The sequence below is a fragment of the Candidatus Nitrotoga sp. AM1P genome (assembly GCF_013168275.1).
Taxonomy (GTDB): Bacteria; Pseudomonadota; Gammaproteobacteria; order Burkholderiales; family Gallionellaceae; genus Nitrotoga.
In genome coordinates, this window is record NZ_AP019547.1 from 1,379,997 (window position 1) to 1,394,713 (window position 14,717).

Sequence of the window (14,717 nt, forward strand, 5' to 3'; positions counted from 1 at the left end):
GTAATTATTATTCGATGTCGAGCAATATATAACCTGATCGGATAAATGTCGAGAAAAAGTTTAATTTGCGAAGGAACTGATAATGAACAAATTCAATCTTGCCTTAACGCTTGCAATGGATGCGCATGAAGGACAAATAAGGAAAGGCACAGCAAATAAATTGGGAGTGCCGGTTCCTTACATTTACTACCCCGTTGCGGCAGCTTCTCTTGTCGTCCGCTACGATGGTGACGAAGATCAGGCCATTGCTGCTTTGCTGCATGACGTGCTGGAAGACGGCAACCCAGAGGTGGATTGGGTCAGTCGCATCTCTGTATTTGGTGATCGAGTATTGCGAATTGTGGAAGGATGCACTGATGGCAAACCTGATCCCGTAACGGGCAAAAAAGCGCTATGGCGTGAGCGCAAGGAGTTTTATCTGGATCATTTGAAGGATGCCACGCCTAATGTGTTATTGGTTTCTGCTTGCGACAAGCTGAACAACCTGCAAACGATCCATCTTGATCTTGTTGAATCAGGATTATCAGTTTTTGATCATTTCAGTGCGGGAAAGGATGAGGTGCTGTGGTACTACTGCCGATTATCTGAAATTTTCAGAGAGCGAGATGTCGCACCAGCAATGGCGCTAAGCAAAGAGTTTCAAGCTGTAGAAAACAAGGTAAGTGTGCTTCTCAATGAACGCATCTCTGAGAGTGCCCTTCTATGATTACGAAGATTATTTCCGGCGGACAAACTGGCGCGGATCGCACCGCACTTGACTGGGCTATTGCTCATGACATTCCGTATGGCGGATGGTGTCCAGCCGGGCGCATGGCTGAAGATGGGGTCATTCCGGCGAAATACCAACTGACTGAAATGCCGGATGGTGGCGGGTATCGACAGCGCAACAAGGCCAACGTCCATGATTCAGATGCCACACTTATCTTGACAATCAGCCCAGAACTTAGCGGCGGCAGCAAACAAACGGTTTCATTCGCCAAACATCTGCGCAAACCCTGGCTGCATATTCATTCAGAAATGAACTGGCAAGATGCAATCACCAGTTGGCTGACTTCGACCCAGATCGAAATTCTCAACGTGGCGGGGCCTCGATCCAGCAAGGAGCCTGACATCGGTGTATTCGTGATAAAAGTTCTCGATGCAATCACTGGCAGCACCATTGGCTCGTCTGGCGGGCGCGGGGTGGGATAGATTGATCTGAAGAAGTTTTGCGGTGGGGCTTGAAGACGAATGCAGTCTAGGCGAAGCCTATACCGCAGCCGCCCGCTCCAGCGTAGCGACCGGTAAATACAAGCTCAGCGGATTATCCACGCAAACAATGAACCCCAGCTTCACGTAAAACGCTTTTGCCTGGTCATGCTTGGCATCCACCACCACGGCATACAACCCCACCCGTTGCGAGAACTCCACGGCCAAACGCAAAGCGAACGCCAGCAAATCCTGCCCCACTCCGCTGCCCTGATGGTGCGCATCCACCGCCAATCGTCCGATGCGCAGAACGGGAGCGGGATAGCGCGGCAATTTAGCTTGGGAAGATAATGCGGAAGTGGCAACCTGACCGGCGCTCACCGTGACAAACCCGATGACGCTCACGCCATCGTCAGCCAGTGCAATATATGTTTTGCCGAAACCACGCCGTTGTTGCTGCCCGGCCTGGCGCAGCAGAAAATCATTCAGTGCCGCATCGCCACAATCAAACGCTTCGCGACGATGCTCCGCCCCCAGCAACTGGATGGCAACCATTGCCTAACGACGCGCCATCAATTTGCGTAAAGCAACATTAGGTTTGGGGGGCTTCTCGATGGATGCGGTGAACGCCTCAAAGTCCCGCTGGGTCAACAACAGCGTATCGGTTTCCGACACAATCCGGCGCGCAGCCTCAAAAGCGTTTTGCAACATAAAGCTGGAAACCGTTGTTCCCATTAGCATAGCGGCACGTTCGATCATCGCCTTCGCTTCGGCACTGGTGCGCAGATTGATCCGGGCGGATTCATTGGCAAGGCTGGTCGGCATGGCATCTTCTCCAAAAACTTGATGGCTTTATTGTACGTCATTTTTACGCACACGCAACTATCAGGTTAATTCTGATCAGATTAATTATGGCTATGCCTTGTCAATCTACGACGGCTCGCACTGCGTTGCTCGTTCCCGCCTCACCTGCCACGTTTCCCATTTGCTCCAAAGCAAATTTTGCGGTGAAGCTGAAGTCAGCAGAATGAAGCAACCACGGCATCGGCCTATAGCTGCGAGCTAAACGGCAGAATCTTGATGTGGTTTTCCATGAAATCCCAATCCGGTTGCCCGGTTTGGTCTGTTGGCAATTTAATAACGGATGCTCCATGCGCTCAAGATGCCATTTACGTCCATAGCTGAACCGATACTTCTCCATGCGAATAATCGTGCAGATAAATAGCGCGATCTCCGCCGTCATTGTGAATTTCGGATACAGAACATTTACATCGTCGGAGCATCTAAACGGCGCTGGCTGATAGAAAGCATCGGCGACACCATTTCCGTTGTAATTCACCGTGATGGTATTTGTTTCATGGAGGGCTTCTTGACCGACGAAAGCGGTGAGGCCGTTGTTGCCATCAATGGCACCAATGAAAGGCACGTTTCCAGGCATCATATTCGCCTTGGTTAGCCCCTTCCCTTTTCTCAGTTCGAAGAGTCGATTCAGGTAAAAGATGCCCCACTGTTCCGTGTTAAGCGGAACTAATTTTTCGCTTGTGCAAGCGGGAATATCTGCATGATCAAACTGATGCGGGTTTGCCTGGTGAACCCATGCAGGAACTTCTGCCAAAGCAGGAACTTCAATGTCTTTCAAGGTTCGGTTCGCTTGCCGTCCATAGCTGTAGCGGTACTTGTTCGCGCGGATACAAGCACAGTAATACAACTTGACTGCATCAGTCATATCCTCCCTTGGCTTCAGATAATATAGGTCACGTCCAGAATAGAATGGTTCTGGCTGCAAAAACGTTTCAAGTACCGATCCGCCACCTGCAACAGTGAGCACACCAGCTTCTATAGGCTCCACGTCATGCAGCTTTTCTACCTTTGCAGAAATGCCGTTATTCCGGGAAGTTCTTGATACGAAATTTACGCCAGCAGAATCAAGCAACATTCTATTCAGCTCAAGGTTAACTCCATATCTCACCTCGAACAGATCACCGATTCTAATCATCTGATGCCTCTAATTCTTTGGCATCAATTGATTGCGCACCCAACAACTTAAATATGGCGTAGTTGCGGACAACAGTCTCGAAATCGGCTTGCGATATCTTGCTGTAATCCGTCTCCATGTAAGCTTCTGCACACCACTCATCTTTATGCGTCACTTTTTGCATGACACTTTCTCCAGCATGAACCTCGCGATTACGGAACATCTCTACCCAACGATTTCGGATATTTTCCCACTGGTGATTAAGGTCAACACGACCATTGTGTTTGGTTTTCACGAAGCCATCTTTTTTCCAATAGCCAAACCATGTTTTTTTGTCCGAAATAGAATGAGAAATACCTGCCATCCACACCATAATGCAAGTCACCACACCGACCGGATAGAAAAGATCATCAGGCATGGACATAACGGCTTCCAACGTGTGATACCGCATTAACTCCTCACGCAAAGGGTGTGGGGATATGGCACAAGACATCGGTACGATGGTGATACCTATTCCGCCTTTCGCTAAGCAATCTAGCATCTGCTTGACGAAAACAAGCTCATGTAAAGCAGCATCACCTTGCGAGTAAGGCGGATTCAGCAATCCAACATCACACTCAAATTGTTCTTTGATCTCATCAATAATGGCCGGAGTAAAACAACTGCCTTGGTAGAGATTGGCTTTACCATCGCCTCGCAAAATCATGTTACTGGCAGCTAGCGCATACATGCTTGGTTGATTTTCAATGCCAATCAGACCACGCTTTTTTATCCTTTCTTTTTCCACTTGAGTGACGGCCTGCTTCATCATCTGGTGCATGGTCGACACTAAAAATCCGGCTGTTCCGGCGCAAGTATCCAGCACCGTGCTGGTTTTTTTGACGTTGGCTAATCTTGCAAATAGATCGGTGATATGTCTCGATAGGCGTAGAAGACAAATTGAGCGTCATTCCGCCTACGTCTCGCACCAAATTGGTCACGCCAAATATAGGGTTGTATTGGGTATTGATCGAGGAAAAATAGCGGGTAATGACTGCAGATACGCCAAGCAATCCACCTAACTGCGTCGCGTCCAGATTTTTGAGTGCCTCAGCCATGCGTATGGCACGCTCGTTGCGTTCGTTGAAAACGACTGCGCGCTCCTGGATGTTTCCGCTCTTATCCTTGATCTTTGCGACCACTACGCTATTGCGACTCTTGAACATCGGATCAATACGCACTTCCACCAACCCGGTCTTCTCGTTCAGTACGCGCTCAGTCGGAATTGTGCCGGCAGTCCAGAAGTCTTGATTAGGATTGAGGTAGGCCAGCCCGAATAGCGATGTCGCTACGCGGTTTTTCTCGCCACGGACAATTGCCTTCTCGCGTTGCAGGGCGATGTTGGCAAATATGTCCACCACGGCAGCGGTAGAGCCAGTGCGGTGTTTCACCTCCTTGCCCTTAATCGAGAATCCTTGCCCGATACCCATGCCGCCGTCGTGATCCTCGCGCATCAGCGGGACGTAGTGCTTGAACATCGCCGCCCATTCGTTTGCCTGATTGCGCGATACCAAGTTATATGAAACATAATATTCGCGCGTCTTTGCGATGATTGCATCTACTCGCTTTGCGGTAGCTCCAAGCTGTTGCTGTTTGAGTTGTGGCAGATTGGCAAAGTAATCATCCGCCTGCTGGTTTGTCATGCCTGAACCTCCGTCCGCCATGTTCGGGTCGCGCTGCGCGATCAGCGCGTTGGCTTCCTTGGCATGGCGGGCGTGCAGATATGCGTCGATCTCTTCAAGCTTAATCCCTCGTGTCTTCATTTCAACCATCATTGGCCGAAGTTCGGTATTTACAAAATCCTGCGTGCGCTTGGCCGCCCTGCCGTGGAACAGCTCTTCTTGAAGATAGGTATTGAAATCGTTGGCAACCTGAGCGCCGGTTGACTTGATGGCTTGCAATACCCGCTTGAGGTCGATGTTCTTGTCCTGAAGTTTGTACGCGATGTCGTCCAGCATCGAAGGCTCTGGCGAATCCCACGAGGCGTTATTGCCAGTCTGTCCACCTTGCAGTGGAATATTGCCCTGCCGTGGTGGTTTGGCCGGTGGCTGTGCTGTGCCGGGGATTGATTGCTGGGATGGTGCGCGAGAAGAAAGGGGCTGGTCAGAATCCTGTACAATTTCTGATTTTAAGCGTACATTATTACCTAAGCTCTGAGCGGCTTGAACCACAGCAGGCAATTTCAGCCGACCTGTCGTAAGCCACTCAGGGCTTATTCCATTTTGAGTGTCATCAAAGTATAAGGTCAGACCAGAATCAACCCATCGCTTTATTTCTGCATCGCTTCTTCCATGCACAGACGATATGTCATTGATGGTATGCGAACGGCCAGCGGATTTTGATAGGTGAATAGCGACAACAACCCTTTCCTTTTGCCCATCCCTCATGGTAGTCAGCACAACACGGCCATCTTTCCGGCGCACCCCATTGATAGGGGCGGACTCGAATATAGCAAGTGGATTTGCAAGAGCGTCAGGCAGTTGCTCTAGTTGTTCTTTGGTGATGCCATGGCCCTTCGGTAATTCTCCATGAGCGCGGGTCACCTTTATCAAGGTTCCACGGTCAATACTTATTGGATGGGGCTCTGCGCCTACTTGCTTTAGCACGAGCGGCGTCTCTCCAACTATAATAGGAAGCCCGCTTGCTCTAAATTTTTCAGGCATAGAGAACCACCTGCCAAGTGCTGAAATAAACGCATCTTTAGTGCTTTGTAAGCTCGCCAGCGCGCCATCTGACACGCCAGCCGTGTCATATTCCTGCGCCTTACCCTCAGCCGCCTCCTTCATCCGCAGGATCAGCCCGAGCACTTCGCCGTCGCTAACCTCTTCAACAGGCTTGCCAGTCACGCGACCAACGAAGTTTCGTATCGCATCCACTACACGCTTAATCATGCCCAACAGGTTGCTACGCATAGCCATAGGTACTTTTACGCCGTAACGCTCAAGGATGGCATCGACATTGCCTGTGATAGTGGCTGCTGCCAGCTCAGCAATAGCCTCATCGGTATGCGTCCTGGCATCGAAAGTCTCACCGCGATCCGCTGCAATCTGCTTGGCAAGCTTAGTCACAAATCCGTTCTTGGCTGCAAAATTTAGTGTATTTGCAACTGGCGCATTAAGCATTCGAATCCCGCCATGGCCTACGACCTCATGGATTGCGACCCACACAGCACGTTCAGGCGACGCAATGTTATCGGCAATTAGATAGACGGTGTTCGTCTTCGGATCGTAGATCCCTTCGGTTCCCTGATCAATTGCCGCGCCAGCTCGCAGCGCGCGAAGATAAAGCTCGTTCGGGATTTCCTTAACCGACTGTATGATTTTGATCTGCTTGAAACCTAGCCAGCTTGCGCGCAGTTTGGCAGTGGCCTTGGTGATGGATTCGACGGTTTGACCGCCTATCGCGCTGGATTGTGATTCTTTTATCTCTCCCATCGTATAAGCGCGGCGTTTTTTATGTGTTACGACGGTCTTATTTTTCGGTTGACGGTCATCATCATTTTGTGCAAAAATATACTTACTGGTTTGGTTCCTCTGCACTAGACGGTCTGACTGCTGCGAATCATGGTCAGGCGACGGATCGGAGGCTCTAGGTTGCAGCAGCCTATCACCGGGAAGCGATGCGCGCCCGGTGAGCCATTCAGGCGCACCCCATACTAATTTTTCTGCTGGCCTGAGCGAGACAACAGAATAAAATCGTTCTCCTGTTTCACGATCCGTTTGCTCGGACACCACCAGCGCCTCTTTCATTCTTGCTGATCTCAGAATCAGGTTGTTTCCATCCTTATAAATCTCACTAAAAGACTTAGCAATCGTTGCTACATGCCGACTATAATTTTCAGCTTCATCGTCGGTATAACCTGGTGGGCGACGGGATTTGATTGCATCGCCTTCCGCTTTAATGTGGCTAATTCCATATCCACGATGCGCTTCACGGGCAATACCAACAGGCAGTCTAATCGGCAATTGCTCAATGCCTTTCTTCTCCGCGCTTTGCGGTGTGTACGCTAAATCTCCATTCATATTGCCGTCAAATTCCGGCGTCTCAGGTACAACATAATCACTGGCTGACATTTTGTCACCGTGGATGCGGCGACTGAATTTTGCCGTAATGCTTACATCTTCATCGTTGAATATGACGTAGTTGCTATTTGCATTTTCGTTGTCTTGCACCTTTGCGGAAAATCCTTCACCACGTTTCTCCTCAGCGTAAGCTTCCGCTGCTTGTTTTTTGTCAAACTGTTTACGCGCATACTCACCTTTGCTGGTGGATAACACAACTTCATATTGTATGCTGCGGCTGCTGCCGTCCAGGTATTTTATGCCGCGTATGCCGAGAGAGTGAAGGTAATCGCTGGCGGCTTTGTAACCACTATTTTCAAGGCCTCGGCTAGTATCAAGAGCTACATTAATATAGATATCCTCACCTTTTGTTGTATCGGATATAGGATATTCAAGGTTATATTTTGAAAGAGCTGCTCTTACCTTCTCGCTCTGCTCGCTTAGCGGTTTATCCCAAAGAAGGTATTCATCTTCTGAGGGTGCTAGTTCTACTTGGTATAGACGGCCTTTTCTATCTGTTATTTTTGTTAGCCATTCATAAATCTCGCTAGACCCATATTTATTTACATCATTTTTTATGCTGTATAGGTGACTATTTGTACCAAGGCGTTTGATCACATCGCCAGCTTCTTTGCGTAATTTTTTTGGTAAAAACTTGACGCTCGCTTCAAGTTCTTTAATAGCCCCATCAGATATAACGTCTGTTGGCGAGGATAAATTATTTCTATACCACTCCGCCACCTCCTTGCTCCCAGCAAAATAAAGGCCATGCCCATAAGCCTGCGCCCCTTCCCCCGTTCCAACCTTATCCATACTGAAACCATCATGGTCATGCGGTGAGCCATGCCATGCAACCATCAGCATTGTTCCGCCCGCATCACCTGTCTTGGTTTTCAGCGCATTATTGGCTTGATCCAGAATATGCAACAAGTCGGTTTCGCCATACTCAGCCAGTTTTGCAAACCCGTTATCACGCAGCCACGCCCGGATTAAACCAACGATAGCCTTCACCCGATCGGAAAATTTTGGATTCTGTGCGATATGCGCCAACGCTTCATCCATCATTACCTGGACACGCTGATCGTCCGTCATCTTCGAGTCGCTAAGCAGATGTGAATAAACGCTCAGGTCAGCGTTAATGCCACGCTTTCTTGCAATGGCGGATAACCCTTTGTTCCCTCCAATAGCCAGGTACAATTCGTTCAGCTTTTGCCGTATATCCTTGCCATATAACCGATGAACCCCGACATGCCCCTTGATTTCGTGTAGGATGGTTTCTTCAACGTCCGCTTGTGACGTATGCTCATCCGCAACTATATAGGCGATACCGTTATGAACTACACCTTTGGCCTTTGTGTCCTTGCCGTAATCTTTGGCTATGGCTGCTTTTACTTTTTCCGGCAGCGCGTCATGCGACGCAACCAAGACGACGTCGAGATTCCAGTCTTTCTTCGCAATGAGGGCAATCCTGTCAACGATAGCGGAAGCGTCAGCGAAGGAAATCCGCCGATCCTTTGTAGACCCTACAAGGGATAGCCGTACATCGCCATCCTGTGTATTCGATATGTCGCTTTTCTTAACACGTTCTTCTGACGTGTTAATATTTTCGTCTTTTTTATGCACATCATTAATTGCTTGTGCGTGTGCCTCAGCTACATCCTCAGCCGTAACCTCACCACGCTTTACTGCGCCGATTGTGTCTAGTCGTTCCTTGCCTTGAATGCCTGCTGCGTCTAGGTGTTCTTTGGCTTTTGAGACTTCATCTGTGGGCTTTTCAAACTCCGCGTTAATTCCGGCTTCGCGTAGCTGCTGCTCCATCTTGGCACGCAGATGATCGGGTATCCCGACCAGCTTAGCGCCATTGCGACTAGTTACGGTTAAGTCAAGCGCTTTGGCAATCTCCGCTACACGGTCTCCTGAGTAATTCCAAAAATCTCCGCGCCGTACGAACTTTGAGACTTCGGCGTTTAAGTCTTGGGGTTGTTTCGGTTTAGGTATTGAGTCAGGCCCTTGTCGAACTCGTCTATCTTCTTCTGCATTTCGGGAGTCCGCGGTTCCACGTAGTGTGGCGTCTGAGATTTTTCCGTTTTTATGTTCTTCTGTGAGGTGTCCATGCAATTTCTCCTTTAAATTATTATCGTTTGCATGTGGCAAGTTCGTCAAGCTTACCTTTCGTTCACCACCTTTTCCATGTGAGTTATCGACATAATGAAAAACTACACGCGGGTTGCCTGCATAAAGAGACGATAGTTTTCTTATGACCTCGCTTGCGCCAACATGGGTTTTAATATGCGCACCAATTTCTACGGTACGCCCCATGAGTTCTGCGCGAGGCAATGAGCCATTAACAAAAGAATCTGCTACGTCACGGTAGGTATACACAATACGAACGTCACGACCGGCATTTAATGCTTGATCAATCTTTGATATAGATGATTCAAGCTTACTCATGCTTGTATCGTAAACAATCTCTGCGTTCTCGACCAAAGGGCGAATTCCCGGCATTCTAAGGCTGGCAGATTTCCCGGCACCCGTGCCCCCAGCGGTAAATAATACTATTGGCGATTTGTCTTGCGGGGTTGGCTTTGATAACTTGTCTGCGTATATGCGTTTTATAAACGCACTAGCTGCATCGTGCACTTGGGATGACTTGGACCTGTTGTTACGATATTCTGGAGATAACTCGCGAGCAAGATCGGTATCCAGGATATTGCCATTGTTTGATGTAATGCCTAGCTCTTTATTATCAAGAGCATTGTATTCTTTGACCGCATCTTCGTAACTCTGGTCAATTTTATCTTGTAGTTTTATACCGATGTCAGCATCGGCCGGTGCGCTCTCTGGTTGCGGCTTGGACTCAACAACCTCCGCCGTCTTGACAGCATCATTAATCTTAACTGGCACCGGTTTGTTCGCAGTCTTGATGCGTTCCCTAAGGTGCACTACTACCTGCTCAAATAATGCCGCTGCTTCGGCATCGCCATTCTTGGCAAGTATCTTGCGCTTGGAATTGAACCAAAGATGCTGTGCTGCTAACGATGTTCCGGCGGCACCCCCTGTGATTGCCTTAAGGCGTTCAGTAGCATCGTAGAATACCTTGCTGCCTGTCTTGGTTTTACCCTCACCCTTGTACTTCAGGATTCCCGCTCGGAGAGGTCTGAGCTGGTCATCGACTGGCTTGCTTGTTTGAGCGTCCTCCCGGGGTGCGCTTGCAGGCAGAGGCGTGGAAGGGCTTTGTTGTTGTGTCGTCTTGCTCGGCAAGGTAGTCGCCGTGTCTGATGGATGAATTACCTTCCAGCGCCCATCCTCTTGCCGCTCTTCGATTGTAGCAATATCGTTAAGGTCGTAAGGTCTTGTAAGGTGGTATTCGCCAGCTTTTTTATTTTTAAGTCGTAATGTAGTGCCGAGTTGACTATCAAAATCAGGAGAGGTTTTATAGGTAACTCTGTATTTGGACGATGCCGGTACATTGCCGTAATCAGGATTGTCGGTAACATCAGTTACGCCAGTATCGCTATGCGTGCTTCGGCTGGACGAAACCGGAGCGCCAGACAATACCGATGCAAGCTCTTCCTCTCCAATCATTCTATATTTTGTCGGAGACTCATTCCACTCTACGCCTAGTGCAGCCAATCTGTCTTGTGCGTTTTTGTCCCCGCTTCTTGCCGCAATAACCGGATCAACCGGTTCTGTCGCCGCTACCTGTTCTTGAGTAACTCCCACCGGACTGCCAATTTCAGGCGTAGTTTCGCTAGGATTTTCGCTAAGATTAGTCGACTGACTCTGTTCAATTTCCGGCTGTTCGGCAACAGGAGCTTCATTTGTTCTTCGCTCGCGCTCTGCCAGCGCAAGGTTATATATCAGTTCTGCCGATGGCGTTTTAGGTGGATTGGTTTCCGCGCTGGCAATAATCGCCTCCAGCGCAGGGTCTTCCAGTTTGCTGACCGTTTTGGTGCGCATGGTGACTTCTGCTTTGGAAAGCTTCGACGGCTCTGATGGCTCTGGCTGAAAAGGTAGCCAACGTCTGACCGTAAAATAGCATCGGCCTTGCGTCATCAATTGTTTCGAGGCAGCTTTTTTTCCAATTGAGTATAGTATTTTTGTGGATGCAAAATAAATCAGCAACATCTTCCACGGAGTAGTTGCGATGAACTTTGACGTGGCGATAGTTTGGGTGGCGCTTGCTCATGACTCAGCACACCGTGAACAATATGCTAGGGTATGGCAATGTAGAAAGGTGCACGGTGGGCGTGTCATATTATTTCTGGAATGGGCTGATTTGACACGGCGGACGTGTCATATAGCTTATCCACCTGATTGGGGTCACACGCCGGGCGTGTCTTATCGGCCTTATTTAACCCGCCGGGCGGGGGAGTGATTCTAATTTTCAGTGGGGGTAACGGTTCGTGTAATCGCCATGTGCTCATCGGCCTTTCGGTTGCCTTGATGTCGAGCTTGCCCCCGCATTCGTCGATGGCGAAGAATGTGAGTGCGTAGAGGTGGGGGCGTTTGCGGTCGCCATAGCGTGATACAAGGATCAGCAATGCTAGGCCGAAGTCCGTATGATCAGTGCGCGGATGTCTTCCACGCGCCATGCAGTGATGCGTCGCCCAAGCGTCCGCACTGGCTGCGGGTAGCGGCCAGACTTAACGCCTTCCCACCAGGTCGATTTGCTTACGGGGATGACAGCGGGGATCGGCGGCTTTGCCTTTGGGTTGCCGATGATCTGCGAGAGGCGAGGATAGCCTACTTCAGGTAGGTGGTTCATTGTGGATTACTCCCGTCTAAATAAGGCCAGTGTTGGCCGACGAGTGAATCCTACATATTAAAAAAGAGCCAGTATGGTAAGCGGGAAAGCGTCCCGTTAGCGGTGCTGGCGGAGTCTTAGCGGGACGTTAACGGGGTATTATCGTGATCTTTTTGATTCGGCGCTCAGGGCGCTTTCTCAGCATTTTCATGTCCAGCTTCGATGGTTCGCCACTTTCATTTACCCATAAGACATAATCAGGTTTGACTTCGGTGATGCAGCCTCCCGTTTAAGCGCGGTTCTTGAGTTTTTGCATGATCTCGTATGGCGTGGCTTGTTTGCCAAGCTCCAATATCACCTCTTCAATTTCTGCGCTCATTGCATCAATCCGGGTTTTTTTGACGAGGAATTCGCCCTTTGACAGAGCATTGATCGGGGCATTGAGCGGTTTGACAAAATTGCTCCGGTCTAATTTATCGCTACCAAAATCGGATGCCTCAATCTCTTCGATATGAGAGAGCGGAAACAGGCCAGTTTCGAGTGGCGGAAATGATCCAGCCCCGGAAACGGTTGCTTCCGTTCTTCCGTAGATCGGCTGGCAATCCATAAGCCGCGATTCGGCGATCTTGGCCAGAATGTAGGCTACTGGTTGGATGTTTGGCTGTTTACTCCAGCGTTCAATCAGCGCATTTCCTGTGATGTAGCGCTCAGTGGGTTGAAAGTTGGCAATCTCCTCTGCGAGAAACCAGCAACTCATCAGCGGAGCGAGATAGTCGAAGCTGCCCACATAGTTTGCGTAATAAAACCTCGGCGGCGGATCAAGTTCATTTGCATTCAGGTAGGCTGTAATGCCGCCTAGCTCCAGCCCCGGCCCAAAAAATAGCCCAGCAGCCAGCTCTTCTGGCGTTGCCTCCAAGCGATTCGCGAACAACTTCATGGCTTTCGGGTAGGCGATGTATTCCGGCTTACCTGCGGAATTCGTGGTTACGGATGCCTGCTTGCCATTTGAATTGCATTGGTGGCCAGTGGGGTTTCTATATGGCTGTTTTTCTTCTTTTTTCATATTGGCAAGCTCGCGTTGCAATTCGGCGAGACGGGTTTCCTTCTGCGCAAGATCAGTGGCTGTCGGTATCGCAATAGCCGTCCACGTCTCAATCTGCTTCTTAAGCTCATCCATGCGTATGTAGAAATCCCACCAGTATTGCCGTTCATTCTCCATCGCCGGATCATGCTGACAATCCCATTGCTCAGCCACGCTGCGCCGATTGCCTGGCGACACATTATCCCAAGGCATCGGTGAATAATCCGTTTCGACGCGGTGGCGTAGTGCGCCAGGCAATTCTGCCAATGGCTTGTCAAACCAGCCATCCAGCACCTTCAATAGAGAACCAAATGTCATCGTAACTTTACTCACGCCAAACCGCCTACGCGCAGCGGAACAACCTTCGCGCCCGCTTCTATCGAACCCAAATAATCCGCCCAGTGCTGCATCATCTTCTTGCGTTCGGGTAGATATTCGGCGCGGTTATACGCACCGCGCACCTCGTTGCGTTCGCGGTGTGCAAGCTGGCGTTCGATCACGTCTGGCTTGAAGCCGGTTTCGTTGAGGATGGTGGAAGCCACCGCACGGAAGCCGTGGCCGGTCATCTTGCCTTTGTAGCCCATGCGGTAAAGGGCGAATAGCATGGTGTTGTTGCTAATCGGCTTATCCCGGTTGCGACCGGGGAACACGAGGCGGCTGCCACCGGATATTTCCTTGAGTTCGGCCAGTATGGCGAGTGCCTGCTCTGCCAGCGGTACCACATGCTCGGTTTTCATCTTCATGCGCCCGGCGGGAATAATCCACAAGGCATTGTCGAGGTCGAACTCAGTCCATTCCGCACCGATCAACTCATTGGTGCGCACAAAGGTTTGCGCCAGCAGTTGCAGGGCAAGATGGGTTTGTTTGTCGCCGGTTTCGTCATACTTGGCAATAGCGCGCAGCAGGTCGGGCAGCTCTTCGTGGCGGACGGTGGATTGATGTTTCTTTACATGCGGTGTGAGTGCACCGCGCAGGTCGGTGGAGAGGTTGCGGGTACAGCGCCCAGTGGCGATACCGTAGCGGAATACCTGCCCGCACACTTGCAGTACACGGTGGGCAAGATCGTATGCTGCGCCACGGGCTTCTATTTTGCGGATGGTTTCCAACAGCTCCAGCGCGTTTATCTGGTCAATCGGACGTTTGCCAAGGGTGGGAAAGATGTTGCTCTCAAGGCGGCGTTTCACATCGCTGGCGTGGTGCTCCACCCAAGTATGCAGTTGCTTGTTGTACCACTCCAGCGCCACGGCCTCGAAGGAATTTACATTGGCGAGCTTCTCACGCAGGTTAGTGGCTTTGCGTTCGGCGGAGGGGTCGAGGTCGGCTTGCAGTTGCTTGCGTAGGCCATCGCGTTTTTTCCGCGCTTCGCTCAGGGTGACTTTTGGATAGACTCCAAGCGATAAAGACTTTTCCTTATCCGCCTGCCAGTAACGCACCCGCCAATACTTCCGGCCATCGAGGTAAACCCACAGGTAAAGACCATCGCCATCATGGAGTTTGCGGATGCCTGCGCCATTGCTGGTGGTGTTCTTGCATTCGGCAGCAGATAACAGATTCGTAGCCATCGTGGTAACTCCTCACCGTGGTAATTTACTTACCACGAAAGTTACCACGGCTTACGCTCGGACG

The 14,717-nt window shown here is 50.2% G+C and carries 11 protein-coding genes; 2 read left to right on the forward strand and 9 right to left on the reverse strand.

Going from position 1 to position 14,717, the window contains the following annotated elements; genetic code table 11:
• The first annotated feature begins 82 nt into the window (after positions 1-82).
• Together W01_RS06135 and W01_RS06140 are read left to right on the forward strand one after the other, a co-directional pair.
• Positions 83-706: an HD domain-containing protein gene (locus W01_RS06135; protein WP_198421366.1), complete on the forward strand. Its 624-nt coding sequence runs from the start codon at positions 83-85 to the stop codon at positions 704-706.
• Positions 703-1,191 (forward strand): putative molybdenum carrier protein, encoded by a 489-nt coding sequence (locus W01_RS06140; RefSeq protein ID WP_173052985.1) that lies wholly within the window; start codon positions 703-705, stop codon positions 1,189-1,191. Before W01_RS06135 ends, W01_RS06140 begins: the two co-directional genes overlap by 4 nt.
• Before the next feature lie 57 nt (positions 1,192-1,248).
• Here the strand turns inward: W01_RS06140 and W01_RS06145 are convergent, their stop codons facing one another.
• The 9 genes from W01_RS06145 to W01_RS06185 form a co-directional block, all read right to left on the reverse strand.
• Complete coding sequence (locus W01_RS06145; RefSeq protein WP_173052987.1) at positions 1,249-1,743, reverse strand: GNAT family N-acetyltransferase; 495 nt, start codon at positions 1,741-1,743, stop codon at positions 1,249-1,251.
• A 3-nt stretch (positions 1,744-1,746) separates the two neighbouring features.
• Positions 1,747-2,013 (reverse strand): type II toxin-antitoxin system TacA family antitoxin, encoded by a 267-nt coding sequence (locus W01_RS06150; RefSeq protein ID WP_173052989.1) that lies wholly within the window; start codon positions 2,011-2,013, stop codon positions 1,747-1,749.
• Between the two features lie 100 nt (positions 2,014-2,113).
• A complete protein-coding gene (locus W01_RS06155) occupies positions 2,114-3,184 on the reverse strand; it encodes a restriction endonuclease subunit S (protein ID WP_173052991.1) in 1,071 nt (356 codons plus the stop codon).
• Positions 3,177-4,025 carry an HsdM family class I SAM-dependent methyltransferase gene (locus W01_RS06160; protein WP_242007074.1) on the reverse strand — a complete coding sequence of 283 codons (849 nt, stop codon included), beginning with the start codon at positions 4,023-4,025 and terminating at the stop codon, positions 3,177-3,179. The genes W01_RS06155 and W01_RS06160 overlap by 8 nt, the downstream gene beginning before the upstream one ends.
• Positions 3,907-11,223 carry a MuF-C-terminal domain-containing protein gene (locus tag W01_RS06165; RefSeq protein WP_173052995.1) on the reverse strand — a complete coding sequence of 2,439 codons (7,317 nt, stop codon included), beginning with the start codon at positions 11,221-11,223 and terminating at the stop codon, positions 3,907-3,909. The genes W01_RS06160 and W01_RS06165 overlap by 119 nt, the downstream gene beginning before the upstream one ends.
• A gap of 293 nt (positions 11,224-11,516) precedes the next feature.
• On the reverse strand, positions 11,517-11,858 hold the full coding sequence (locus W01_RS06170) for a hypothetical protein (RefSeq protein WP_173051640.1): 342 nt from the start codon (positions 11,856-11,858) through the stop codon (positions 11,517-11,519).
• Positions 11,810-12,031 (reverse strand): helix-turn-helix transcriptional regulator, encoded by a 222-nt coding sequence (locus W01_RS06175; protein ID WP_173052997.1) that lies wholly within the window; start codon positions 12,029-12,031, stop codon positions 11,810-11,812. Before W01_RS06175 ends, W01_RS06170 begins: the two co-directional genes overlap by 49 nt.
• A 268-nt stretch (positions 12,032-12,299) precedes the next feature.
• Positions 12,300-13,424, reverse strand: coding sequence for a hypothetical protein (locus tag W01_RS06180; RefSeq protein WP_173052999.1), 1,125 nt, complete (start codon positions 13,422-13,424; stop codon positions 12,300-12,302).
• Positions 13,421-14,653, reverse strand: coding sequence for a tyrosine-type recombinase/integrase (locus tag W01_RS06185; protein WP_173053001.1), 1,233 nt, complete (start codon positions 14,651-14,653; stop codon positions 13,421-13,423). The genes W01_RS06180 and W01_RS06185 overlap by 4 nt, the downstream gene beginning before the upstream one ends.
• Positions 14,654-14,717 lie beyond the last annotated feature (64 nt).

Excerpts from the sequence above, each read along its gene's own strand:
- W01_RS06135 (WP_198421366.1), top strand. The coding sequence starts at position 83 with ATGAACAAATTCAATCTTGCCTTAACGCTTGCAATGGATGCGCATGAA.
- W01_RS06140 (WP_173052985.1), top strand. The coding sequence starts at position 703 with ATGATTACGAAGATTATTTCCGGCGGACAAACTGGCGCGGATCGCACC.
- W01_RS06145 (WP_173052987.1), bottom strand. The coding sequence starts at position 1,743 with ATGGTTGCCATCCAGTTGCTGGGGGCGGAGCATCGTCGCGAAGCGTTT.
- W01_RS06150 (WP_173052989.1), bottom strand. The coding sequence starts at position 2,013 with ATGCCGACCAGCCTTGCCAATGAATCCGCCCGGATCAATCTGCGCACC.
- W01_RS06155 (WP_173052991.1), bottom strand. The coding sequence starts at position 3,184 with ATGATTAGAATCGGTGATCTGTTCGAGGTGAGATATGGAGTTAACCTT.
- W01_RS06165 (WP_173052995.1), bottom strand. The coding sequence starts at position 11,223 with ATGCGCACCAAAACGGTCAGCAAACTGGAAGACCCTGCGCTGGAGGCG.
- W01_RS06170 (WP_173051640.1), bottom strand. The coding sequence starts at position 11,858 with ATGGCGCGTGGAAGACATCCGCGCACTGATCATACGGACTTCGGCCTA.
- W01_RS06175 (WP_173052997.1), bottom strand. The coding sequence starts at position 12,031 with ATGAACCACCTACCTGAAGTAGGCTATCCTCGCCTCTCGCAGATCATC.
- W01_RS06185 (WP_173053001.1), bottom strand. The coding sequence starts at position 14,653 with ATGGCTACGAATCTGTTATCTGCTGCCGAATGCAAGAACACCACCAGC.